The sequence below is a fragment of the Methanolacinia petrolearia DSM 11571 genome (assembly GCF_000147875.1).
GTDB classification, from domain to species: Archaea; Halobacteriota; Methanomicrobia; order Methanomicrobiales; family Methanomicrobiaceae; genus Methanolacinia; species Methanolacinia petrolearia.
Map to the genome: position 1 here is coordinate 148,700 of NC_014507.1, position 22,886 is coordinate 171,585.

General features: G+C 50.6%; 23 protein-coding genes and 1 tRNA gene. 6 read left to right on the forward strand and 18 right to left on the reverse strand.

Features of this window, described 5'->3' with window-relative positions; all coding sequences use genetic code 11:
* Positions 1–11: 11 nt before the first annotated feature.
* From MPET_RS00685 to MPET_RS00710, 6 genes are all read right to left on the reverse strand, one after another.
* Positions 12–1,577, reverse strand: a complete 1,566-nt coding sequence (locus MPET_RS00685; RefSeq protein WP_013328091.1) for a hypothetical protein — start codon at positions 1,575–1,577, stop codon at positions 12–14.
* A complete protein-coding gene (locus MPET_RS00690; RefSeq protein WP_013328092.1) occupies positions 1,574–4,837 on the reverse strand; it encodes a tubulin-like doman-containing protein in 3,264 nt (1,087 codons plus the stop codon). The genes MPET_RS00685 and MPET_RS00690 overlap by 4 nt, the downstream gene beginning before the upstream one ends.
* Positions 4,834–5,625, reverse strand: coding sequence for a hypothetical protein (locus MPET_RS00695; protein WP_013328093.1), 792 nt, complete (start codon positions 5,623–5,625; stop codon positions 4,834–4,836). The genes MPET_RS00690 and MPET_RS00695 overlap by 4 nt, the downstream gene beginning before the upstream one ends.
* 55 nt (positions 5,626–5,680) lie before the next feature.
* Positions 5,681–7,111, reverse strand: a complete 1,431-nt coding sequence (locus tag MPET_RS00700) for an MFS transporter (RefSeq protein ID WP_013328094.1) — start codon at positions 7,109–7,111, stop codon at positions 5,681–5,683.
* 69 nt (positions 7,112–7,180) lie between these two features.
* Complete coding sequence (locus MPET_RS00705; RefSeq protein WP_013328095.1) at positions 7,181–7,573, reverse strand: protease inhibitor I42 family protein; 393 nt, start codon at positions 7,571–7,573, stop codon at positions 7,181–7,183.
* A 102-nt stretch (positions 7,574–7,675) separates the two neighbouring features.
* Entirely contained in the window at positions 7,676–8,326 is a 651-nt protein-coding gene (locus MPET_RS00710; RefSeq protein ID WP_013328096.1) for a hypothetical protein, read from the reverse strand.
* A 133-nt stretch (positions 8,327–8,459) separates the two neighbouring features.
* Here MPET_RS00710 and MPET_RS00715 point away from each other — a divergent pair, with 133 nt between their 5' ends.
* Positions 8,460–8,939, forward strand: coding sequence for a TrkA C-terminal domain-containing protein (locus tag MPET_RS00715; protein ID WP_048130447.1), 480 nt, complete (start codon positions 8,460–8,462; stop codon positions 8,937–8,939).
* A complete protein-coding gene (locus tag MPET_RS00720) occupies positions 8,939–10,063 on the forward strand; it encodes a cation:proton antiporter (RefSeq protein ID WP_013328098.1) in 1,125 nt (374 codons plus the stop codon). Before MPET_RS00715 ends, MPET_RS00720 begins: the two co-directional genes overlap by 1 nt.
* Here the strand turns inward: MPET_RS00720 and MPET_RS00725 are convergent.
* From MPET_RS00725 to MPET_RS00745, 5 genes are all read right to left on the reverse strand, one after another.
* Entirely contained in the window at positions 10,052–10,543 is a 492-nt protein-coding gene (locus tag MPET_RS00725) for a chemotaxis protein CheW (protein ID WP_013328099.1), read from the reverse strand. The genes MPET_RS00720 and MPET_RS00725 overlap by 12 nt on opposite strands.
* 24 nt (positions 10,544–10,567) lie before the next feature.
* The gene (locus tag MPET_RS00730) at positions 10,568–12,580 is read right to left on the reverse strand and encodes a methyl-accepting chemotaxis protein (protein ID WP_013328100.1); all 2,013 of its coding nucleotides are present in this window, start codon (positions 12,578–12,580) and stop codon (positions 10,568–10,570) included.
* 164 nt (positions 12,581–12,744) lie between these two features.
* Entirely contained in the window at positions 12,745–13,194 is a 450-nt protein-coding gene (locus tag MPET_RS00735; protein ID WP_013328101.1) for a hypothetical protein, read from the reverse strand.
* Between the two features lie 159 nt (positions 13,195–13,353).
* On the reverse strand, positions 13,354–13,938 hold the full coding sequence (locus tag MPET_RS00740; protein WP_013328102.1) for a nucleic acid-binding protein: 585 nt from the start codon (positions 13,936–13,938) through the stop codon (positions 13,354–13,356).
* A complete protein-coding gene (locus MPET_RS00745) occupies positions 13,938–15,194 on the reverse strand; it encodes a nucleotide-binding protein (protein WP_013328103.1) in 1,257 nt (418 codons plus the stop codon). Before MPET_RS00745 ends, MPET_RS00740 begins: the two co-directional genes overlap by 1 nt.
* A gap of 139 nt (positions 15,195–15,333) precedes the next feature.
* Between MPET_RS00745 and MPET_RS00750 the strand changes: the two genes are divergently transcribed.
* Positions 15,334–15,525, forward strand: a complete 192-nt coding sequence (locus MPET_RS00750; RefSeq protein ID WP_013328104.1) for a DUF1858 domain-containing protein — start codon at positions 15,334–15,336, stop codon at positions 15,523–15,525.
* Between the two features lie 45 nt (positions 15,526–15,570).
* Here the strand turns inward: MPET_RS00750 and MPET_RS00755 are convergent, their stop codons facing one another.
* Positions 15,571–16,476, reverse strand: coding sequence for an adenosylcobinamide amidohydrolase (locus MPET_RS00755; protein ID WP_013328105.1), 906 nt, complete (start codon positions 16,474–16,476; stop codon positions 15,571–15,573).
* The gene (gene nrdD, locus MPET_RS00760) at positions 16,473–16,835 is read right to left on the reverse strand and encodes an anaerobic ribonucleoside-triphosphate reductase (protein WP_013328106.1); all 363 of its coding nucleotides are present in this window, start codon (positions 16,833–16,835) and stop codon (positions 16,473–16,475) included. The genes MPET_RS00755 and nrdD overlap by 4 nt, the downstream gene beginning before the upstream one ends.
* Before the next feature lie 211 nt (positions 16,836–17,046).
* On the opposite strand from nrdD, the gene MPET_RS00765 reads away from it, so the two are divergent.
* Positions 17,047–17,310, forward strand: coding sequence for a hypothetical protein (locus tag MPET_RS00765; RefSeq protein ID WP_013328107.1), 264 nt, complete (start codon positions 17,047–17,049; stop codon positions 17,308–17,310).
* A 79-nt stretch (positions 17,311–17,389) separates the two neighbouring features.
* Here the strand turns inward: MPET_RS00765 and pyrF are convergent, their stop codons facing one another.
* Positions 17,390–18,025 carry an orotidine-5'-phosphate decarboxylase gene (gene pyrF / locus MPET_RS00770; protein WP_013328108.1) on the reverse strand — a complete coding sequence of 212 codons (636 nt, stop codon included), beginning with the start codon at positions 18,023–18,025 and terminating at the stop codon, positions 17,390–17,392.
* Positions 18,022–18,969 (reverse strand): deoxyhypusine synthase, encoded by a 948-nt coding sequence (locus tag MPET_RS00775; RefSeq protein WP_013328109.1) that lies wholly within the window; start codon positions 18,967–18,969, stop codon positions 18,022–18,024. The genes pyrF and MPET_RS00775 overlap by 4 nt, the downstream gene beginning before the upstream one ends.
* 100 nt (positions 18,970–19,069) lie before the next feature.
* Between MPET_RS00775 and MPET_RS00780 the strand changes: the two genes are divergently transcribed.
* Together MPET_RS00780 and MPET_RS00785 are read left to right on the forward strand one after the other, a co-directional pair.
* A complete protein-coding gene (locus MPET_RS00780) occupies positions 19,070–19,951 on the forward strand; it encodes a hypothetical protein (RefSeq protein ID WP_013328110.1) in 882 nt (293 codons plus the stop codon).
* Positions 19,952–19,997: 46 nt separating this feature from the next.
* Complete coding sequence (locus tag MPET_RS00785) at positions 19,998–20,540, forward strand: HEAT repeat domain-containing protein (protein ID WP_187287568.1); 543 nt, start codon at positions 19,998–20,000, stop codon at positions 20,538–20,540.
* 15 nt (positions 20,541–20,555) lie between these two features.
* Here the strand turns inward: MPET_RS00785 and MPET_RS00790 are convergent, their stop codons facing one another.
* The 3 genes from MPET_RS00790 to MPET_RS00800 all read right to left on the reverse strand — a co-directional run bounded on the left by MPET_RS00790 (position 20,556) and on the right by MPET_RS00800 (position 22,844).
* Positions 20,556–21,140 carry an acetate uptake transporter gene (locus MPET_RS00790; RefSeq protein ID WP_013328112.1) on the reverse strand — a complete coding sequence of 195 codons (585 nt, stop codon included), beginning with the start codon at positions 21,138–21,140 and terminating at the stop codon, positions 20,556–20,558.
* Positions 21,141–21,918: 778 nt separating this feature from the next.
* Positions 21,919–21,990, reverse strand: a tRNA-Ile gene (locus MPET_RS00795).
* A 179-nt stretch (positions 21,991–22,169) separates the two neighbouring features.
* Positions 22,170–22,844, reverse strand: a complete 675-nt coding sequence (locus tag MPET_RS00800) for a hypothetical protein (RefSeq protein WP_013328113.1) — start codon at positions 22,842–22,844, stop codon at positions 22,170–22,172.
* Between the last annotated feature and the right edge of the window lie 42 nt (positions 22,845–22,886).

The following is a 22,886-nucleotide window of genomic DNA, read 5'->3' on the forward strand; positions in this document are numbered from 1 at the left end:
TTTAGTCCGGTCTAAAGGCCGAATTTTATTATCTCGGTAAACCTCCACGGCGCAAGGCCCTTCGGAGCGATCTCGTCCTCGAAGCCCTCTTCGGTCGGGAAAGGCTCGGCTGTCGCGTCCACCGAGACCGCGACGAAGTACATCGAGATATCGTTCATCATATTGACGAGATTTCTGAATACCGTATTTGCGGAGAGTATCGAGAATATCTTCTTCTCGATCTCGCTGGCGTTCCTCGAGTGGTCGTCTATGCCCGAGAGCTTCTCCGCACCCATCGAGAGTATCTGGTTCCTTATCTCCTTGTTTTTCCAGAAGAGAAGGTCGGTCTTGGTAACGGCGAGGGCGTACTTCTTGTTGGGGTTGAAGAATCTCATATTCTGCCGGTTTTCAAGATCGATAAGTGTCTTCATGTAACCGCCGAACTCCCTTGCAAGCTGGGCCTGGCCTTTCCTGCTTCCGGTTATCTTTTCGCCGTCGATGAGGAAGATCACTTTGCCTGCTCTCAGGAAGTTCCCGTACATCGTGATCAGTATGACGCTCTTCGTGAACTCCGGGTCGACGAGCATGTCCCTGAAGTTCAATTTTATGTACTTCACGAAGTCTATCGTCCCGGCACGCCTCCTGATATCGTTGGGGTGCATCCCGAGTGCAGGTGCGATCTGGTTTATGGCCCTGGTGTAGTTCACCTCGTTCAGCTCGTCGTAATATTCTCCCGCATAGTCGACGACCGTCCATTTTACAGGAATTATGCCGAACTTCTTTCCGGTGAGCTGGTACATCACCATCTGGTACCTGTATGTCCTCGACAGTATCTGGCCGTCGAGCACATTTGCATAGAGGTTCGATATCCTGAGGTCCTCGCCGTCGTCATTGGGATCGCCCGTGAGGACGACACCCTCGTTCGAGTGCCCTTTTTCGAAGTGTTCTGAGATGTAGCCCCAGAGGCCGAGCACGAAGTAGGTCTTTCCAGATGACCTCGGCCCGAATATGAATATCTCCGAGGCACGAACCCCTATAGTGATCCTGATGGCGAGCCAGTATAAGACCAGCGATATGACGATGCCTGTCCCGAATACGAATACGTTCTGCAGGATCAGGTCCTCAGATACCGATGCATCGGCAGAGAAGGATGAGGCATAGAGTTCGTATGCCAGGAACCCGATAATTATCGCGAAGAATATCGTGAACAGGAGTTTTGCGATCTTCGCAAGGCTGTCGTACCTGTTCGATAGAACGGACCTGATCACGGCAACCGCGCCCACTCCCGCTCCCGATCCGAACGCGAGCAGGAGAAGCGTTATATTCGCCCAAGGGCTGACATTGACATAGAATACAGGGATTGCCGCGAATATTCCGCAGTATATGATCCCGTTGATCCTCGAGTCCTCGTTGAAGATCATACCTATCGCGATTGCAAAGAACAGGCCGCAGAGGAACTCCATGAATACGGTCAATCCCGCAGGGGTCGGGTGGTTCTTGAAGTACGGCGCGATTCGTACGAATATGTATGCAACTATTACGGCGAGAGGAAGGCCGGCGAGAAGATAGATCTTCCGCCTTTTGTTGTTGATTATCATTCCCCGGCAGCCTCTTTGATATCCTTCACCTCGTAAAGATCAAGAACTCTCTCCTTTGCCTCGTCCCTCGACTTCTTGTTGCCGTCTTCAAGGCCTGCGATCTCTGCCGCATCGGCGAGCAGGAGGGTGCGTTTGCGGGTGACATACTTCCCCTGCTGGAGGTAGAGGGCGTGATGCAGGATGTTGTTCTTCGATCTCTCGTATTTCTCCCAGTACCCGCCGCCTGTCGTAAGGGGGGAGATATTGTCGAGGAAGCTTGCCGCGGCAAAGAAAGTGAGCGAGACCTCCCAGGGCTTCGTGTAGTTGTGCGAGTTAACCTTGGCGGAGTCCACACCCTTGAGGTCGAGGGCCTTAACGAGGTATCGCCTGAAGTCTCCCGCGTTGTTGTCGGTCATCTGTGAAAGCCACCTGGAGGGCGACGATGCGACGAGTGCGGATTTCTCGAAGCTCCATCTCTCCGTTCCTCCCGGCCCGTGGCCGACGGAGAGGTTGTTCACGCCGAGCTTGTGAGCATCTATGAGATCCTTGTACTTCCACCTGACGATATTGTAGAGCTTCTCGATCTCCTTCTTCCCGTCGTTGTCGTAGTCGAGCGAAGAGAGGTCCGAGTCGTCGTTTAGCAGGGACAGTATGGCGGGATTGATCTCCCCGAACCATGTCCTGTACATGCCTTCGATGGTCTTCGAGCCTCCGCGTCTTCTCTCCTCGATATCCCTGAGGCCCGAGTCGTAGCTGTCGAGTGCGGCTTTGAGCTTCTTCCTTGCCTCAAACGAGGAGGAGATGAGCTCGTCGAGCCTGGTGAAGAACTCGATCTCCTGCTGCATCTCCTTTTTGGACTGGATAAGGCCGTCGATCTCGCCGTTGATACTGTCGATTCTCGATTCGTATCCTTCGCGGCTGTTGATGATCCCTGTAAGCCGTTCCCTGAGGCCAGAGAGTATCCGTCCGCTGTCTCCGCCTGAAAACGAGGATATAAGCGCCTTCTTCTCCTCGGATTCGAGATTGAACTGGGAGACGAGCGGCTCGATCACGGCCTCGCGGAGGGAGACCATCTTCGAGTCGAACTCTCCCGTGATGAACCTGTCCTGGACATATATCTCGAAGGGTTCGCGGATGAAGATCCTTCCGGGGTGCATCCTCGCGATCTTGTTGATGCGTTCCTCCTTTGTTGCCTTCTCACTCCTGAACATCTCGAAGTTGAGCTTCTTCCCGAGGAGACTGTCCCCGAATCCCTGTTTTTTGGCTACCCTCATCATGTAGTCGTTGAAGTAGTAGAGCGAGACGGATTCGGCGAGGTCGTTCAGGTATGCAAGATCGGTTCCGGTAATCTTTTCCAGCCTGTCGATGTCGGTCTGCATCTCGCCGAGCGGAAGTGAGCCCATCCAGGCATCGCGCCTGATCGGCTTCAGCTTCTTCTTGCCAGAGGTTTCATTGATCCTTTCAATAAGGAGCGACATCAACCATGCGAATTTATCAATATACTCTCTTTCGAGATCCTCAAGCGACCTGCCGCTTTCATCCCCTCCGTGGCCCAGTGCGATATAATCGTCGACAGGTTTTGCGAGGGCGTTGATCTCCGATTTGACAAGGCCGACATCCCTGTCCCTGAGCTTTACGATCTCGTCGAGCTCCGCTCTTTTCTTCGAGACTTTGGTATCTGCCTCGCTTACGTCCGCCCTGAGCTTTCCGGTCTCCGAGGATATATCCCCTGAAATCTTTCCGAAGTTCTCCTCGCCCCTGATCAGGTTTGCAAGGGCGAGCCGGGCTGAGTTGTCCCTGACCGCGAGCGCCTTGTTCTGGAGTTCGGCCATCTGCCCGAGTAGGTTGAGATTCTTTTTGACAAGTTCGTAGAGCTCCTGGTCCTTCGCGTTCTCGTGAGGTTTGCTCTCGTTTTCGAGAGATTTCTTCAGTCTTGTGACATACTCGGCGAGCTTGTCGAATTCGTTAATCCTGTCAAGCTCCTTCAGCTCCACCGGCATGTTGTTGCTTATTGCGGATTCGATGATATTCTGTGTCTGGAAGTTGAGAAGCGACGTGATCTCGTTCTCCCAGACATTCCTGATCTTCTCGATCTCCTTCTTGAATTTGGTAACGTCGGAATGCGTAATCTCCGTGTCCGTCTTAGAGAACTCGGCCGGGTAGAGGTTTTCGTTCGTGGCGAAGAAGGTCGAGATCTCCTTTAAGAGGCGTGTTCTTTCGTTCGAGATCTCCGAGTAGGATGCGATCACATCCTCGAATCCTTTTTTCAGGGTCCGGAGGTTCTCGACAGGGTACTCGATCACATGCGAGTCCGCGAATATGAATCCCGAATAGTCTCTCTTTGCATCGACTATCGCCGATATGTCGGCCGTCGGGAGGTAGAATGCGTTGATGAACATGTAAGGGAAGGCCGAATCGAACTCGACAACCTCCCTCTTCCGGTCGCCGCCGTCTACGTAGCCGGTCGGGCTTAAGGACGAGAGTACGATATAGTTGAAGAGCTTGTCGTCCTTCATGTTCAGGTATTCGATCTCCGAGAGTGCGATTGCTGCGTTGAGCTGCTCCTTCTCCCCTTCTCCTGCCGCAGGAAGGACGCAGAAGAGCCAGATCTTTGCCTCCTGTCCGCGTTTCTCCTTGATGTAGCGGGCGAGATCGATGAACATTCCCGAGCCGGTTCCTCCGCCGAGTCCGACGATGATCGCCACCGGCCCGTGCCCCTGGAAGGAGGGGAACTGCTCGCCGCCCTGCGTTATGGCCTTGTAGAATACGGCCTTGGAGATCGCACGGCGCCTGTGGACTCCCCCGCCGAAGTCGTCGACGATATTCGGGTCGACCTTCTTCAGCTCCTGGTAGTCGAAGCCGTAATCCGGGTCGTTCATCCACCAGACGTCCACGAGCGGCGGCTCCCTCCGGTTCTTTACCTGCTCGATTATATCCTTTGAAGTCAGGGACGATACCCGGTCGACATTCGCGAGATCGGGGATGTGATAGTGGAATGCCTTGACGCTACCGCCTGTGAGGTTTTCGGTCTTCTGGATCTCGGAGAGCTTCTTCTCGACGCCCGTGACCCTCCGGAGGTCTTCTTTCCTCTGGTTGGTATCGGTGTCGAAAGTATAGAGGGTAAGTCTCTTGGCGTCGGAGAGGTAGTGCTTCAGGAACCAGTCGTGCTCGTAGATCTGCGAGATCAGCTTCTTTCCGCATCCGCCTACCGCTACGACGGTAAGTTCGTCGGGCATCTGGAAGGGCCTTCCCTCGATTATGCCGTCATTTGGCACTCTCATCTCCCCCTGTAGTCATCCTCGAAGTCCTGCATGTTCCTTGCCCTGACCTGGCCGAAGATGACACCAACGACCAGTCCTATGATCATGAGGACTATCGCGACGATGGCGGTCATCGTAAGAGAGACCGTCGACTCCTTCGGCGCTTCCCAGTAATCGAGCAGGTCTCCTGCCTCGTCAGTCAGGCCCTTCGAGTAGAGATCGTCGATGATCGCTCTCATGTCGGTGTCCGAGACCGCGTTCAGTCTTTCCTTGAAGACGTCCTCTCCGGGTATTGTTATCGAAAAGGTCTCGGTTGCAGCCGTTCCGAGAAGATCGCCGTTTTCATCCAGCGCACGTACGTGGTAATAGATGTAGCCGGTGCTCTGCTCTACCCTCTTCGTAATGACGACGCCGTCGACAGTCTCGACCGAGGTCAGCGAAGGCGCCCTGCCGGAGCATGTGACCGTTATGCCCTGGTCGGGGTACTCGAGGATCTTGAGCGTGATCTTCTGGTCGTTCAGTGAATCTTCTCCGCCTTCGATCTCGACATAGGTCGTATCGGGTACGGTCCAGAGCGTGGAGTCTGAAACTGGAATAAGATCGGTGCTGATCTCAAGATATTCCGCTTGTTTCGGCAGTCCTGTAATAACTATGGTATATGTTATTGTAGCGGCCTCGTCCTGTGAGTCGGGGAGGGTTCCGTCGGATACCTCGATATTCATGGCTGCACAGGGTGTGCATACCGCCAGGAATAACAGTCCCAGTGCCGCCAGGGTCATGCATAACAATGCACTCTTCCTTTGTAGCATAGAGAGATGATTAATTTTAAACAAATAAATAATTTTCAGCAGATACGGGAAAATTTCATAATTGAACCTTCCGCCCGTTGTTTATCGCGATTATCAGCATCATTATCACAAGTGCTGCAGCCGTGCCGGTTGCAAATGTGTAAAAAAAAGCTTCTGCTGTCGGGGTCTGCCATGATACGCCGTTTGTTACGGTTTTTATCGAGAATGTCGCAAGGAAGATGCCGGTTATTATCGGCCCGATCATGCCGCCGATGTTCGTGTATGAATTCAGGAGCCCGGTTGCACCCGCGGTCCTGTCCGGCGGAACGGTGCCGATCATCAGGATGAGATAGGCCGTTGAGATCATTCCCATGCCCGCACAGAATATGGTGTAGACCGCCGCGAGCGTGATTACGGACAGAGGCAGCAGGAAATATACGAGCGGTGCGATTATTATCAGTATCCCGCCCAGGTAAAACACCGGTTTATGGCCTTTCCTTCGCACCCAGACGCCCGCCGACGTACTCATTATCATATCTGCGATGGAGCCGGGAACCATTATACAGCCGACGAAAAGTTCGCCGAGCATAAGGCCTGCGGGGGACTGGATTATGAACGGGAATACCTGAACGTAGAGGAAGGTAGTCATGTTCAAAAGCAGCGCCATCGCCGCGATTATGGCAACCTTCCTTTTTTTAAGCATCCTGAGGTCTATTGAAGGGAATGCCGATTTCTTTTCGCAGTATACGAACAATACGCCCGCTATAACTGAAAGTGCCACCGAAACAGCGACCGGCACGGGCTCGAACTCTCCTCCGTAGCAGAGAGTTACGGCCGTCATAAGGAAGAAAATCGCGGCCAGCAGGAGGAAAGCGCCTGCCCAGTCCGATTTTCTCCCGGGAGTTCCGGGCGACGAGGGGATTTTGAGATTTACCAGTACAAGATGCAGGATGACAACCGGGATCAGGATATAGTATGTCCATCTCCACCCGAGGATACCGGTCACGATCGACCCGAAGAAAATACCGAGGAGTGTCCCCGCCCCGTAGCATCCGGCGAGAATTCCGATCCCTGTAGAGACTCTTTCGGGAGGGAAATGCTCGGATACTATTGCAAATGCGATTGGGGATGCGGCTATGCCTATGCCCTGCATCGCCCTGAAGAGGAGAAGCGACCAGATATTCCACGAGAAGCCCGAGAGCAAAACCCCGGCGACATAGAAGGCAAGGCCTATGGAGAGAACCTTCTTTCTCCCGAGGTTGTCGCCGAGCGTTCCGAGGAACGGGCATAAACTCGCTCCAAGGAGAAGAACTACCGGAAGGATCCATGCCCCGATTATTCCCTGGGTCGAGAACTCAAGTTCTATTCCCGGAAGTGCGGCAACAAGCATCGACTCCGATATCATCGGCAGGAGAATGCAGGCCGAAAGGAGAATGATTGTGGTGCCGTGGCTGAATTTGTCCCGGGGACCCGATGTTCTTTCAGCGTGAAATATGCCGTGCTTCAATATCCTCTACTATAGGCTCTGAAAAGATTTAATCCTGAACCGTGTGTTCCGGGATAAAAAAAGTTGGGTTTATTTTACTACGACCGTTGCCGACCAGGTTGTGTCATCGGTCGATGTCTCTTCCCATGAACGCTTGTAGATGCCTTCTATGTTGAATATGCCGGTGTTTTCTGCCTTGTATATGAATACATGGACTCCGCCGGCACCGACGAGACCCTCGCTGTTTGCATCGGGCACATACTCGTCAGAGACATATGTCAGCCCCGGTGCGGTGAGCTCCCATGTGTACCCGGTTGTCGGGTTTTCCGTAAGTTCGATCATGATCTCGCAGTCCTTTGAAACATCAACGGTCTTCCCGTTGTCGTCATCATACAGCATTGTTGTACATGTTCCGGTGCATCCTGCAAAGAGAAGGCATGCCGCCAGAAGAAGCACTGCTGCGAACGAATATGCCATTTTCATTCTCAATTCCTCCTGTACAGCTCCTATGTAGGTCCTTTTTTGATATATATTCTTTTATGACTTCGAATTTACCGGAAGCCAATGCCTGATCGGTTAGTTTTATTATCTGCGCCTTTTCCAGAACGGTTTTTTGAGGAGATCGATTTCTTCTTCGGTATAGTCGATCCATTCAAGTGTCTTTTTGTTGAATTCGTCCTGCCCTGCAGAAAGGTCGTCGATTTTTTTGTCAAAATAATCTACCCATTTCCCTGTGGTATCGACTTTTTCGGTTATTTCTGCAATAATCCTGAGATATTCCTTCCTCTCCTCGTTACGTTCGGCCCGTTCCGCAAGGAGCTGTTTTTCAAGCTGCTCCACCCTGTTTGTCAGCCTGTTAAGTTTCAGTTCTATGAAGGCGGTTTCATCCTCTCTTCCCCGGTACGGTCTTGGGGCCGGTTTTTTGCCCGGAGGGGTATTGTTTCCGGCAGGAGCGCTCTGTTTTTTCCTGATCTTCTCTCCTGTCTTTTCCTTTGTACTTTTTGCAGCGACTTTGCCTCCAAGTTCCCTGATGATATCCGCAGTCGTCTTTCCTGCGGCCTCCATCGAGGAGATCTTTTCGACTATTCCCGCGGCTTTCTGTTCATAGAGTTTTACCCGCCCGAAAACCCTTGACGGGACAACCGCTTTGTACTCTTCGGCTATCCTCTTCATCTCGCCGGCGGAAACTCCGGCCATCTCTGCAATATCAGGGGCTTTAAGTGGTTTGTCCGTCATCTCTCCTCCGCATCCCGTTCACAGGATAACCTTCCTTTCAAAAGCTGTTAAAATTTTTCAATTTCAGTTGCGCCTGAAAATGCCTTCCCGCATTCGGAATGTAGATATTCGATCAGGACCCAAAAAACTTTCAATGTCATTTACATCCCGCGATATGCCCGGCATCGGAACCAAATACGAACTTGATACTGAAAAGGGTGACCGGGTATCAATTATCTACATGGAGGGTGAGGGTGTCCAGCTTTACGTGAGGTCCGGAAGCGGAGACTATTGTTCGGCCGATCTGACACCTCCCGAAGCGAGACGGATCGGCAACGTGCTCACGGGTGCAATTCTCGAGACCGATGAAGAGGAAATATGTATGGTATTCTCCTCTTTCGCCGATTTGAAAGTAAAAATGCATACATTTAAGCTCGGCGACAGGACTTCGGGGAAGACTATAGGGGACCTGAATATCCGCAGCAGCACCGGGGTAACAGTAGTTGCCGTAAGCCGGAAGGGCCAGAGCATCTTCAACCCGTCACCCTCGTTCCGTTTTGAAACGAACGATTCGGTTCTCGTAATCGGAAATGCCGAACAGATGAAGCGCTTTGAGGAGGAATTCGTTCGTTAATGTTTGAAGGAATTGCATTAGCCCTCCTCGTCTGCCTTATTCTCGCATGGGTCTCGAAGAAGGTGAGATTCCCTCCTATTCCCGCGTATATGTTCGCAGGTCTGCTGCTCGGGGCGGGTGGTCTCGGAATAGTCGGGGAGAGCGATGTCTCCGACTTCCTGGCAGAGGCCGGGCTGCTGTTCCTCCTCTTTACGATGGGCCTCGAGCTGAAGCCCGGTGAGATATACGGCCAGGGTCGTTCATTTCTTGTTTCGGGAACGGTCGATCTCGCGATAAACATCCTCACTGGGTATGCGGTCGCAGTCGTCGTGGGATTTGACGTAATGGATGCGGTCGTCATAGCCTGCGCCTTTTACATAAGCAGTTCGGCGATGGCCGTCGCCTCACTCATCGAGAACAGGAAACTTGCGGCTCCCGAATCGGAAACGATCCTCTGGATAATGGTCTTTGAAGATATTATGCTTCTCCTGATCATCGTCGCACTGTCTTCGGAAAGCAAATCCCCGGCAGCCGTGATAGCAACCGCTACGGTGCTGATAGCCGGGTTTTTTGCCCTCTGTTACTTATTCAGGAAGACCGTCAGAGGATTTCTTGAGAGGTACGAGGATCTCGGGCTTCTGTTTACATTCTCCATTGTGCTTGCTGCAGGCGGAGTAGCCATTGCCCTCGATATCCCTTCAACCCTGGTTGCAATAGCCATCGGCTCAGCGATGTCGGTTACAAAGCCCGAGATACTCGAAAAGCATGCAAGGCCTTTCAGGGATATATTCCTTGTAATATTCTTCGTCTTCTTTGGAATCTCCGTTGACCTGTCCTCCGGATTTCCGGTGATCCCCGTGATCCTCCTTTCGCTTGCGGCGGTCGCGACAAAGCTGATCTCATCGCTTGTCATTGGAAAGGCGACACACGGAAACTACATCTCCGGAATAGAGATCTGGTCGGAGACTACGGCAAGGGGAGAATTTTCTCTTGCCATTGCGACATACGGATCACCCCTGGTTCTGGGAACAATAGCTGTTATGGTTCTTATCACATCGACCATAGGAGGCCTGACGGGTAAATATTCAGACAAAATAAAAAGATATGTGAAAAAAAAGAGCGGTAAAGGCCGTCTACCTGGCTGAAGCCAGAAGATCCTGGAGGAGCTGGCTGATATCCAGCCAGATTATCAGTCTTTTCTGTCTTCCCTTCTCCGTATCCAGGTTTTCGGTATCCTTGTCCTCGATTTTGATTATTCCTTTTACGTAGGCCTCGCTCGAGAGGCCGCCGCTGACCTTTTCAATATTCTTCTCCGGTATCTGGAGGACCGAATGAACCGCATCGACGATGATCCCCACGATCGATCCTTCGGCGGCTTCAGGAACAAGAACGATTATCTTATGCTCCTCTATATCCTCAGCACTTTTTTCAGGCAGGCCCAGGATATTGTTGAGATTGATGATGTTTGTAATCTCACCGCGGAGATTGATTATCCCGGCGATGTAAGGCGGCGCCCTCGGGACTGGGGTTATCGGTATCATCTCAACGATCTCTCTTGTAAGGCCGATATCGAGTGCATAACGCTCGTTGTTGATCTCGAACTCAACGATATCAATGACTGTCATTGATCTGTCTCCTGTGGATTATTATCAGACCTTTAACTGACTTATTGTTTCCTTTATTTGTTTTGCAAGACCTGTAACCTCGTCCACGGCGCTGGCAATCTCCTGCACGGAGGCGCTTGTCTCTTCGGAGAGTGCTGCAAGCTCGTCGATCTCGTTCTGGACATCTCCGGCAAGCACCGTGCTCTTGTCGGTCTGGCCGACGATCTTGTTGGCGATATTGGCCTGGTCCTCGATTGCCCGTGCAATCTCCCCCATATCCGTTGTAACACGCTCGGCGCCTTCTACGATATTGTTCAATGCCCGGATTGTTGCATTTACACTCTCGGCACCTGACGTGACCTCGGTATTGGCCGACTTTATCGATTCGACAGTTCCGAGGCTTGCCTTCTGGATCTTCTCTATAACGCTGTCGATCTGGGCAGTCGCCTCTCTTGCATCGGTTGCAAGATTTTTGACCTCTCCGGCGACGACCGCAAAGCCTCTCCCGTGTTCGCCTGCTCTTGCGGCCTCTATTGCGGCATTGAGTGCAAGCATATTGATCTGGTTCGTGATCTCGGTGATGAGCCTGACGACATTATTGATCTCCTTTAGCTGGTTGTTGAGGCCTTCGATCTCGTCGACGCTTTTATTCGTGATGCCCATTACGACTTCCATCTTGGATGTCGCGTTGCGCCCGAGCTCCTCTGCTTCCCTGCCCATCTCGGAGACCCTGCCCGACTGGTCCAAAACCTCCTGCGATGTGCTTGCAATCTCTTCGTTGGATGCGGACATGTCCGAGATCTCCTTGTTGATCTCCTCCATTGCACGCAGCAGGTTGCGTGTGAGCTCGGCGGCTTTCTGTCCGTTTATTGCAACCTGTTCGGACGCCTTTGCGACCTCTCCGGTGCTGTGGTTCGCGTCGCTCATATACGACTCGACCTCTATCATCGCCTTGATCGCATCGCCGAATATGGTTCTGCTCTCGTTTATCGCTTTGTTGTAATTGTCTTTGAGCTGTTTCAGCAGGTCGTTCTCCCTGTGTTTCACGGTAACGGTGAAATCACCGTCGCTCATCGCCTTCAGGCCTTTTTCGATATCGTTTGTGCTCAGTTCGAGGGATTCGGCCTTTTCTTTCTGCTCTTCCATCAACCTGAGAACTTCGGCTTCCTTCTCCCTGATCGCGGTTATGTCGTTGTATACTATCAGGAGATTTGCGATATCTCCATCAGCGTTGAATATCGGAATTCCGTACTGCTCCAGGGTCTTTACTCCTGTGGGAAATTCTACTTTAACCTCACCGAAACATCTTCTTTTTGTCTCGAAGACATTCTTGATCCCTTCGCCCTTCTGCTCCAGGACCTTAAAGTCCCTGAGCGACATTTTTGTCAGTCTGTTTATCGGTATGCCTGAGAGATCGGAGTATGCCGGGTTTACAACTCTGATATTCATCTCTTTGTCGCAGAGAATGATGGGCATCGGGTTCTGCTGGACGATCGTCTCGGAACGCTCCTGGAGAGCCTCAATCTTTTTCAGGTCCTTTGCGATCTCTCTCTCTTCTTCGCGTTCCTTTGTGATGTCGAGGAACACGAACATTCCTATGTTTACGTTATTGTTCTCATCGACGAGCGGAACCCCCTTCTGCACGACGTATTTGACAGTACCCGATCTCAGGGTCATCTCAAGTTCGCATTCTGTCTTCTTCCTCATGGAGAACAGTTCGCCTGCCCCCTCCCCCCTCAATGTTTTCGCTTTATACAGACTTCTGTCGCCTGAAAGAGCCTCAGGAAGAGTAACTCCGAGAAGGTCTGCATACGATTTGTTCACATCCACGATATTGAAACTGCTGTCTACGATGACGATCGGGATGGGATTTTGCGCGATCATCATCTGAACGCTGTCGGTCGTATTTTTGCAGTCCACAAGAAATTCTATGGCCGTGTTGATCGTATCGGAAAGCTCTTTTAATTCGGGGTCTTTGCAGGCATCCGAATCGATCCGGACCGAGTGGTCGCCTTCGATTGCAAGTTTCAATACTTTAATGATATCTTTTAGCTCCATAAGCCACCTCAGGGAAAATTGATGAAAATTAATTTTGACTAGATACTATTGGATCTATTTTTTCTATATATTTATAAATGCTGAATGATCTTTTTTTTGCCTGTTGTTAATGCATTTCAAATAACCCACGAGGCTCTAATAACAAAATTAAAGCAATATTTTGATTAAAAAAGCCTGTAGATTAAATAATCGCCATGAGTACTTTCTTTCTGATCGTAATCTGCGAGTATGTTTGCCCTGTTCCCGAGTGATAACATCTTCTCGGCGAGGATCTCGATGCCGCATGTCTTTTCGAACAGTGTTTCGAGACCGGCGTTAATCTTCTTGATATCGTCATGCGAGAGCTTTTCGAGGGCGTCTGCGGGGTAGCACCCTATATCGAAGTAGTTGAAGACGGATTCAAGCGCTATTACCCAGAGTCTGTTCATTATCGCCCTCCTGGCGGCAACATTGGCTTCGATCTCCGTAAGCACCAGGTATGCCCTGTTAGGGCCGTAGTAGAACGCCCTGAAAGAATATAATGTCCCTTTTGATGGTGTGATCTTGTCCGGGTTCACCCTGAGGTAGTCTGCAAGGGCCCCGATCTTCTTCTCCATCTCCCGGTTTGAAGCCATATATCCGTTCAGTACTCCCTGTAATTATTGCCGTTGCTGGGGGATCAAGTTCTGTACCTGATTCCGTGCCGTGAACAACAGTATACTGGTTAAATATAAGATGCAGGGCATTATAAAAATTGATTTGATTTGCCGGGATTTCCCGGGCATGTTTGCGACTTAGATATCGGCTGCAACAAGCGATTCGTAAACTATACGCCGGTAGTGCTCAGTTGACGTATTGTAGAACTCCGAAGCTTTCATGGAGTCGTCCGTGCTGCCAAACTTCTCAAGCCGGTCAAGCGTCTGTTCGGCCGCATCGTCGATCCACGTGAGATAGGTGTCCTTATCGATCCGGGTAATTGTTTCTACCCTGACTGTGACAAAGATCGATCCGTCAGGAGTCTCCCTGATTCCCGGTTTTCCGACAACGGCAGCGAAGTCGCCCTGGTTGATCTTTGCCATCTGCTGCATGGCTTCCTGCTGGTAGCTGCCGGCGTTCAGGAAGAAAAGCCCTGCCGGGTCGCGGAGTCTTGCGGTATAAAACGTATTCTGGTCGCCCCGCTTCTCTTTCTGGGTAACTTCCCCGCAGATGAATATCCTGTTGCATCTCTCTCCTGTAGGGAGAAGAATGAAGCTCGGGCTTTTTTCGTCCTCTCCGTCCCTGAACTGGAGTCTTGATTCCCTCAGTTCGGTTGAGAATACCCTGATCGCAGGTTCGCGGACAAAACTTCCTGCAGGTCTTGAAAATCCTCCTTTGCTCATTACTGCTCACCTCCTTCAGGCAATACGGAAGCCCTGTTGATCAGATCCGCATGGCGGGTTGAGTCATACTTCACAAGAGAACAGCTCTTGACGAGCAGAGTGCCGTCTATATCACTCCCTTTGCACTCGACATACCTGCCTAAAAGAGCCTCCTGCATCTTCATTATTACATCGTCGAATCCGAGCGGGTTGTTCTCGGCCGTCTCGATAGCCGCTTCAAGGGAGATCCCGGTGAGTTTCTCGGCTTCCTGCCTCTGGACAAGGACATTGGTTGCCTTCTGTCCGTTGTCGACGACACCGGTTATCCTGAGATCATAGCGGAAGTCGTTCTGGATCTCGTGCACCGGGCAGTAATTCTGCCTGGATAAGGCCCTGTTGCACCCTTCAACCTTGCAGCGCTTGATAAGGCCCGTTCCTCCCCCCATATGCACGAAAGCACCCGAGATCTTCGTATCTCCGGAGGCAACCTCGATATCGGCTCCTTCGTCTTCCAGGATCATAGCCCCCGTCAGGTTCATGGAGAGCCTTCCCTGGAATTCGTCGACACCGGCATAATAGATATTATAGACCTTTCCTGCTTCGAGGCGGACATTGGTATCGTCTTTCCAGGTTACGAATCTTACAGTGCCCGATTCGTCGCCGAGCAGTCCTGACTGGAACATCCTCTCGTGACGCGGCTCCCAGTCCTGCATCACCTTTGCTCTTATAGTCGATACACCGGGTTTCAGCGCTGAGATCGGAACAGGCGAAGGCATGAATGTCTTCTCCATTTCGATGGGTGTAATCGTCGTTCCGGAGTGGATCTTCATGCTGGGTGCACCCCTGTACTCGTCCACCGTTGCCGATTCGAACCTGTACCACTTGCGCTCCTCAAGCAGCGGTGCATTGGACTTTGCCCAGACGATAAACCTGATAGCTCCGGATTCATCGGAGAGGATTCCGCTCTGTGCGATTACCTCGGATTGCGGAGAGGAGAGTGAGACTATCTTCCCTTCGACGGTCACCCAGTCGCCGGGCGAAACACCGGCGATCGGTACAGCCTGCTGCTGGGCGGAAGGCGACTGCTGCGAGGGGCCGTTAAGTCCGTATTCACGCAGAAGTTCGCTCGTCACCATCTTTTCGGCCTCTTCAGGTGCTATGCCGAAGTCGGCGGTCAGGAGTTTCAGCTTCGATTCGATCTTGTCGTTCTCAAGGAGAACGCCTTTTTCCTTGAATATAAGGGAGATTCTTTCTGTAATCTGCGGATCTATGTCCATAATAAAACATCTCCAGTTAATAATCGGTACTTTGGTGATATTTAATCTCCGACTCTGCACTGCGAAAGTGTGAGACGTGCATATGCCGGTTGTGCAATATTAGCATTTATTAAAAACAATGAGCGGCATAAAATAGGTGATGGCACTAACAGCAGATAGTCCTTTAACCGAACTTTTGCAGGAAAATCCGAAAGCTGCAGAAATTCTGATGCGTTTTGGAATGGGGTGCGTCGGATGCGCACTTGCCAGCGGCGAAACTATCCGCCAGGCAGCAGAAGGACACGGTATTCCACTGCCCGAACTTCTCGAGGCACTTGGAATCGAAGAGTAGTCGGATAAAAATCAACAATTATTTACGGATGAATCAGGTTCCTTCTTATTCCCTGATTTTCAGCCCGTAATCTTTTGCAGTACCTTTTAAGTCTTCCAGGCCTGCCTCCGGGTTTTTCTTCAGGTATTTTGCAACCTTTGGATGATGGAGCAGCAGGCATCTGGTGCACGCCCACACCTTTTTCCCCGAGGCAGAATCGATCCAGTCCCCTAATTGTTCGTCGTGGCATGGGTAAAACGGGCAGTAGCAGAAATCGCAGGCCTGCCCCTTAAAATGGCACGGGTAGTACTCACATGAGTCCGGAGACCATTCCATCCAGTGGGCACCGCCGATCGTGCTGTGTATGAAAAAGGAAGGTCTCTTCCTGACGACCTTCGACTCGTTCCTGAGAATTGCCTCCTTCACACCCATCCTGACGCACTCGTACGCTTTCATTCCGGGTTCTGTAAATGTGCCGCAGTACACCCCTGCCGATTCGGCTGCGTCCCTGTCGTATGCGACGATTACGGCATCGGTCGTTGTCCCGGTGAATTCGTACCCCATGTCGAAAAGAGCGGCTGTCTTTGCCTCGGTGACTGTCTTTACCATCTCGAGCATAGCACTGTCGGGCATGCTCTTTGCGGAGTGTATTATGATATTTATCGTCCCCGGGCCCTGGGGGTTGGGGTTGGTTACTCCGGCGGTGATGAACGCCGTAATATATCCGCATGAAAATATGCAGAGATCCTTCATATTTACAGCAGTCAGGAGCCCGAAAAATCCGTCATTTTCGTAGCCTTTCCCTGTTATAATATCGTGTATATATCCTGCCGGATCTTCGCATTCGAAGTCTTTGGGAACGCTGCTGTTTATTATCGTATTGATATCCGAAATGCCGCCTGCAATTCCGGTGCTTGCCGCCCTGAAATTACCACGGATAAAAAGAGTATTTTTTGTATAAAAGAATCTCATGCAACCGTATAGCGTGATCTGTCCTTGAGTTCCTGCTGTTTGCCCTGGTTCCACCCTGCAACGTCGGCGAGATAGCCTGTTACGCGGGAGACCTGCGAGACGTCGTGGGAACCGCATTCAGGGCAGATAGGCTGGCCGCAGAGAGGGCAGTACTCGATCTTTTCAATGATATCGTGCGAACAGCCGCAGTGATCGAGAGGGCACATGATCTCGAGGTGCGTCTCCCCGCAGTTGGGGCATGGACTCTCCTCGACAACCATATGGCATGTGTGGCATTTGTACCTGCGTTCTTCTTCGGGGATATCTTCAAGGGTCTTGTATTTCTTTGCAAGTTCAAGCTGTTCTTCAGTCCATATCATGTATTAAGAATTTGATGGATAGTTAATAACTTTTTTGGATGCGGTTCGAAAATTAAGCCTGGTATAGAGTCCGGATTATCGGAAATGTTTATTAATGTCAATGATTCCTGTGTATACATTCGCGCCGGCCCCTTGCATGCCATTCACAAAATTTCGGGACTGTCCTGCAAACGAATAAATATCCTGCGGGGCAAGGAATTTTGTCAGGAATATGGAAGGAGACGTTTTTTCAGGGAAAAATTCCGTTGTGCTGGAGATTGACGGGAAGAAGATCGCGATCGAAGGCCTGGACAGCTTATTTTATTCGATCTACAGGGGCGGGGTGTCAAGCGATGAACTCCTGCTGGAAAGAGTGAAAGAAGAGCTTGAAAAGACCGGCAGTGTTCCGGCAGACCTGCTTGACGATGCGGCAGCCCGCCTGATTACAATCTACAGGGAAAACATGGAGCGGGCCGGGGGCATAAATTTCGGTTAAAATAGAATTGTTCCCGTTTTCGCCTCAGGCGACTCATAGGGCTCGTCATCTGCTATTCGCATCGGAACGGGTCATCTCATCATCGGCGTATGAAGGAATACTCTTCTGCGGCCTTTGCCGGATCTTCGGCGTTGTATATCGAGCGGCCGACGATCATTCCGTCGATAAGAGGCGCAATCTCTTTTGCATCTCCTCCCTGTGCCCCTACGCCGGGTGAGAGGATCTTTTTGCTGCCGATAATCTCCCTGAGAGCCTTTACCCTCTCGGGCCGTGTTGCAGGGGCTATGATCCCGTCTGCACCGCACTCCACCGCCATCTTTGCGATCCTGGCTGCATTCTCCCCCGAGAGGAATTCAAGAGCACCGGGATGGCTCATCTCCGACACCACGTAGCAGCTGCCGCCATAGTCGTGCGCCGTCTCCACGCAGGCCTCTACGGAATCGCTTCCTGTGAATCCCTGTGCAATAATGGCCGAGAACCCTGCCTGGAATGCATGCTCTGTGATGAGTTTGTTCGTGTTCGGGATATCGGCGACCTTGAAGTCCGCGATAAGCGGCAGGCCGAGTCCTGCGATCTCATGAACAATTTTCATTCCCGCACCGAGTACAAGGGGGTAGCCGATCTTGATGGCATCAAGATAAGGTGCCGTCTTATCTGCAATATATACCGCCTCTTCTCTTGTCAGCACGTCAAGTGCAAGTATAAGCTCCGTCATCTTCGCATCTCCAGTCTTTCGAGTGTCGCCGCCACGATCAGCGGCAGGTTGATCGTCGCATCGCCGTAAACCGTCTGTGCGGTAGCCTCACCGGTGAGTTTTCCCCAGGATTTGGCCTCGTCGAGGGTTGCACCTGAAAGTCCCCCGAGGTCCGGCCGGTCACCTGTAAGCTGTACTGCATAGTCGAAACCGTTAGGAGTCATAAGCATCGACTGGAAGATATAATTCTTCGGAACTCCCCCGCCAACCAGCATCGCCCCGCTCTTTTTTGCACCGAAGCATATATCCATAAGCGACGGCATATCGGCGAAAGCGTCTATCGTGACCTTATTCATCTGTGAAAAGAGCCAGTACTGCAGTCCTATCATCGAATCCTGTATTGCGGGACAGTAAACCGGGATCTCTTTCTTTGCGGCCGCAGCAAGAATCCCCGAGTCGAGGTTCCTGCCTATTGTCCTGGTAAGATCGGCTATGCCGTATTTTTTGTCTGTTTCAAGGCCGGAGAATACTCCCTGCAGGAACTCCTCGAATTTAATGAACGCGTCGTTCGGGAGGAATATGTCATATATCCTGTTGATCTCCTCGTCACGAAGCTCCACGTCGTTGCAGATCTCAGTCCCGTGGTAGTGCCTGCACCCGATTGCCTCAATAACGTCGTGCGTAAGGTTCGCCCCCGTCGAAACGAGAACATCGATGTGCCCCTGAAGTATCAGGTCCTCGACTATGCCTCCCATTCCTCCCGGCACCATGGCACCTGCAAGGCCGAAGAATTTCACGACCTCCGGGTCGGAGAGCATCTTTTCATAGATATTTACCGCATGCCAGAGAGATCCGGCGTTATAAGCCCGCGATTTGCCAAACTGTTCAACAAGTTCCCCGGCGGTCATGCCCGCCTTTACCCTTGCCTGGATGACAGGCGTTTTGCACAGGTCATTATTTTTCATTGCCCTAAAACAAGCCTCACTTAGGTTTCAGTATAATATCTATGTTTTTGTAGAGGATAAGTTTGGGGTTTGGGGATATGCGGGTTGAATATAAATATAAATGAATGCACTGTATCTATTTGCCGCGGGGGGAGATCGGCTCCCTGCTGCGGAAGGACGATACCTGATGGGGCTATATGATATCTTAAGGGAGTTGAGGACTTTCGGACTGAAAAAAACTCTCTTCCTGCTCCTGCTTGTTCTTGTGCCTGTGGCTCTTTATCTCTTTCAGTCTGAGGTTTTCGGGGGGAATTTTACCGCTGATTTCATTTTGCGGAATTTCGTTCTGCAGTACTCTGATCCGACCGTCCTGTCGATGTTCTTTGCAAATTATACTCACAACCCAACGGTTCCCGATCATATCTTTGTAAATATCGTGTCTTTTCTTGTATTCGGTTTTCTTGTCTGGTTCCTCTATTATCATATCATCCCTGTGCCAGAGTCCTTTCTGCCGGAAAATTTTCTTACTATTAACCTTGCCCTGATCTTTTTTGTGTTCCCTTTCGCCATATCGGGAGTTGCAATATTTTTCTACAGGCTCGGCAGCCTCCCGGCTTATGTCATGTTCGGTGTCGGTTTTTCAGGAATTGTTTGGGCATTTACCGGTCTCCTGCTTTTCCTGCTGTTTTTCATACTGATGATCGAGCTTTTCGCTGCCAACGATTTGTCAGGCCCTGGCGGTCTGCAGGAGCTCAGGATGAAGATAGCGGTAGTCCTTTTTTCCGTTTCTGTCGGAGTGATGTCGCTGTTCTTTTTAATCCTGGCGGATGTGGGCACGGAGAGTAACCCTTTTGCCCATTTTGCAGGTTTCGCTCTTGGTTTTATCATACCTGGTCTTGTTGCTCTTTTCCTCGACTCGGAGAAGCTATTGCAAAGGACATCCTATATTATTGTTATATCTGCAGTACTCGTTCTTGCTTCAGTTGCATGGCTTTTCCTGTGATGCCAAGAACTATATATTGCAAAAAAGATTCTGATTTCTTATGACCATGAACTCCGAAAGCCGCACTCCGATGGAGCGTCTTGAGAAGGAAAGAGAGAGAAGGCAGAAGGAGAATTTTGAGATACTTGTCGCCCAGCTGGATCACCGGCATATCACCTACAGGGTTAAGGCAGCCGAATCTCTCGGGAATACCGGAGACAGACGTGCGGTCCCGCATCTTATCGGGTCTATAAATCCTGACGGAGAGCCTGAATACCTGTATGTAGCGATGCTTTCCCTTGGAAAACTCGGCAGTGCCGAGGCGGTACCTGTTCTTATACCATACCTCGAAAGTGATGACAAGTGGGTGCGTCTCGGGGCTGTGAAGGCTCTTGGAATGCTAAGGGACGACAGTGCCACTCTGCCCCTGCTCCGTCTATTAAACGATAAAAAATGGGATGTCAGGGCATCAGCCGCTGAATCTTTCTCCCTGATGGGATGCACCGAAGCAATAGAATTTATCGTTCCCATGCTCTCGGACGAGGATTCTCGTGTCCGTGAATCTGCCAGAAAGGTGTTAAATGTTCTTGAAAGGCTTGAGAAAGTTTGAAAAATTAAAGAAAGGTCAGAGAGGGCAGACGGCCTTCCCGTAGACCTCGTTGATGACCTGTGCAAGCCCGCCGTAGACTGCGGACAGTCCGCAGATGATTCCTTCATATCCGGCGATAGTGCCTATTAGAGCGCTCCCTGTGAACTCTGCTGCTGAGAGAAGGAAAAACAGCAGCGCAAGAGATCCGAAGACGAACTGGAGGGTCCTGTTGATCCTGAGTGTCGCTATGAACATTACGGCCGTGAAAAGACCCCACATGAAGAGATACCATCCCATTGCAGCCCCTTCGGGGACAGAAGCGAGGTCGAGAGCCGGAATTATAAGCATTGCGGCGAAACTCATCCAGAACAGGCCGTAAGATGTGAAGGCCGTTGTGCCGAATGTGTTCTTCTTCTTCCATTCCATTATTCCTGCGATGATCTGGGCGAGCCCGCCGTAGAATATTCCCATCGCGAGGATCATGCTTCCGAGAGCGAAGTACCCCGCATTGTGTAGGTTCAGGAGCACAGTAGTCATTCCGAACCCCAAAAGCCCCAGGGGGCCGGGGTTGGCCGTACCGTCCATTATAAAGATGTTGTTCCTGTCTTTTTCGTCTATCATTACCACCATCCGGGTTTGACTAATCATAATGATTAATCGTTATAATTAACTTTCGGTGCACTGCTGAAAAGTCTGCAATCCTTCAAATCCCTGATTCAGTTGTTCGGAGGGGTGGTCATACGGACGCGGCCACATCCGGGCCTCCTCCATGCATTTATTTTTTGGAAAAGAGCGCACCGGATTAAATTTGTCTGAAATGAAAAAGCGTCGTTTTGCCCGGTTTTCCAAAATTATTCTCCTGAAAAGCGATATATCGCTCATGCCTGATCGGTCAGTGCAACGAATTCCAAGGATTTGTAAATATTTATTTATCTTTGAAATTCTGTTCCTGTTTTATAAACAGGGCCCCAAAGGGTGTCCTCCCTCTTTACATGTGTTCCTGGATCTTCTGTGTTAATGACTATTAATTAACAAGAAAGTATTTACACCTAAAAACAGAAGCTCTGATCTATGACAAAGAACCAACGTGCGGATGTAAAAAATCCCAACAATCCCTCAAACAAAGCGGCAGCCGACAACAAGTCGAATCAAATGAATCCTAATAACAAGGCACCAAAGCAGGCCAGAAAGTAAGGGTCTGAAAAACCCCTGCTTTTTATCCCTCACAGACTCTCAATTTTATATATTAATAATCTGTTTTAAATCCGAAGCAGGAATCTTTTGCCATCGGTTCTTTATGCTTTTCCGGGAGGTCGGCATGAACATGTTACCCTGGAGCTGAAGATAGTGCAAAGATCTTAATACGGGAATATTAACCAGAACAGTGAGAACTTGACAATGGGCCTGATGCGATTCGAACGCATGACCGCCCGGTTATGAGCCGGGCGCTCCACCACTAAGCTACAGGCCCCTTAAAGTGGAAAGGAGCTAAATTTTCTCTATAATGTAACGTAGGATTGCCCTTATCATTGTTTCAGCTGCAATGGGGGGCACTTATGCAGTCTGCAAAAACGGTTTGATAAAGACAACCCTGCACTAATTAGTTCCCCTGATAGCGATATATAATTTTGTGTTGTTGTCAACCTTTGGCTACTGATCTCTATGCTCTTCTGCGTCATTTTTGGCTTTTTCCTCTGCCGGGTGCGCATACCTTTCCAGATCCGGATTTCCTGCGAGAAGCTGGCTTAAATCGAGCTTACTCATCTTCCTCAGGTAGAAATTTCCGAGGGCCGCTACGATAATCGCGCCGAACATGACGAAGATCATGTCAAGCATCGTGTCGGTATTGCCGTGCTGCATCGGATCGCCGTACAGGAAGAAAGTATCCATCGTAAATTCGATTATTTCCCAGAGCGCACCGAAGGCCATGGTTAGCATGAATATCATAAAAATGATAAGGGGCCTGTTGAAGTTGTTCTCGGTGTACCTGTCGATGAGCAGAACTGCAGTGAATCCGAGGAGGCCTACCGTAATTCCTGATATCGTGTGGGCGAACTTGTCATAGTACGGGTAGAAGAGGATATACCATGAGTAATATTCGCCTGCGAGGTGGATGTAGAGTGAAAGGACAATCAGGAATGTAAGCCACCATGGTATTACCAGGCAGAATTCCTTTTCGACTATATAAGGCACTATTGTCAGGAAGAAGGCAAAAACTCCCCCGATTGCAAAGAAATAATCTCCTGTGTAAAAACTGGCGACGATTATCAGGACTATTAATACCTGAAGTATGAGGGTGATTATCTTCCCGGGCTTAATCTTCATCCTTTCATCTCTCCGGCATATAATGCATTTATACCTTTATTT

Coding starts and splice junctions, on each gene's coding strand:
- MPET_RS00685 (WP_013328091.1), bottom strand. CDS start 1,577: ATGATAATCAACAACAAAAGGCGGAAGATCTATCTTCTCGCCGGCCTT.
- MPET_RS00690 (WP_013328092.1), bottom strand. CDS start 4,837: ATGAGAGTGCCAAATGACGGCATAATCGAGGGAAGGCCCTTCCAGATG.
- MPET_RS00695 (WP_013328093.1), bottom strand. CDS start 5,625: ATGCTACAAAGGAAGAGTGCATTGTTATGCATGACCCTGGCGGCACTG.
- MPET_RS00705 (WP_013328095.1), bottom strand. CDS start 7,573: ATGAAAATGGCATATTCGTTCGCAGCAGTGCTTCTTCTGGCGGCATGC.
- MPET_RS00710 (WP_013328096.1), bottom strand. CDS start 8,326: ATGACGGACAAACCACTTAAAGCCCCTGATATTGCAGAGATGGCCGGA.
- MPET_RS00715 (WP_048130447.1), top strand. CDS start 8,460: ATGTCATTTACATCCCGCGATATGCCCGGCATCGGAACCAAATACGAA.
- MPET_RS00720 (WP_013328098.1), top strand. CDS start 8,939: ATGTTTGAAGGAATTGCATTAGCCCTCCTCGTCTGCCTTATTCTCGCA.
- MPET_RS00725 (WP_013328099.1), bottom strand. CDS start 10,543: ATGACAGTCATTGATATCGTTGAGTTCGAGATCAACAACGAGCGTTAT.
- MPET_RS00730 (WP_013328100.1), bottom strand. CDS start 12,580: ATGGAGCTAAAAGATATCATTAAAGTATTGAAACTTGCAATCGAAGGC.
- MPET_RS00735 (WP_013328101.1), bottom strand. CDS start 13,194: ATGGCTTCAAACCGGGAGATGGAGAAGAAGATCGGGGCCCTTGCAGAC.
- MPET_RS00740 (WP_013328102.1), bottom strand. CDS start 13,938: ATGAGCAAAGGAGGATTTTCAAGACCTGCAGGAAGTTTTGTCCGCGAA.
- MPET_RS00745 (WP_013328103.1), bottom strand. CDS start 15,194: ATGGACATAGATCCGCAGATTACAGAAAGAATCTCCCTTATATTCAAG.
- MPET_RS00750 (WP_013328104.1), top strand. CDS start 15,334: ATGGCACTAACAGCAGATAGTCCTTTAACCGAACTTTTGCAGGAAAAT.
- MPET_RS00755 (WP_013328105.1), bottom strand. CDS start 16,476: ATGAGATTCTTTTATACAAAAAATACTCTTTTTATCCGTGGTAATTTC.
- nrdD (WP_013328106.1), bottom strand. CDS start 16,835: ATGATATGGACTGAAGAACAGCTTGAACTTGCAAAGAAATACAAGACC.
- MPET_RS00765 (WP_013328107.1), top strand. CDS start 17,047: ATGGAAGGAGACGTTTTTTCAGGGAAAAATTCCGTTGTGCTGGAGATT.
- pyrF (WP_013328108.1), bottom strand. CDS start 18,025: ATGACGGAGCTTATACTTGCACTTGACGTGCTGACAAGAGAAGAGGCG.
- MPET_RS00775 (WP_013328109.1), bottom strand. CDS start 18,969: ATGAAAAATAATGACCTGTGCAAAACGCCTGTCATCCAGGCAAGGGTA.
- MPET_RS00780 (WP_013328110.1), top strand. CDS start 19,070: ATGAATGCACTGTATCTATTTGCCGCGGGGGGAGATCGGCTCCCTGCT.
- MPET_RS00785 (WP_187287568.1), top strand. CDS start 19,998: ATGAACTCCGAAAGCCGCACTCCGATGGAGCGTCTTGAGAAGGAAAGA.
- MPET_RS00790 (WP_013328112.1), bottom strand. CDS start 21,140: ATGATAGACGAAAAAGACAGGAACAACATCTTTATAATGGACGGTACG.
- MPET_RS00800 (WP_013328113.1), bottom strand. CDS start 22,844: ATGAAGATTAAGCCCGGGAAGATAATCACCCTCATACTTCAGGTATTA.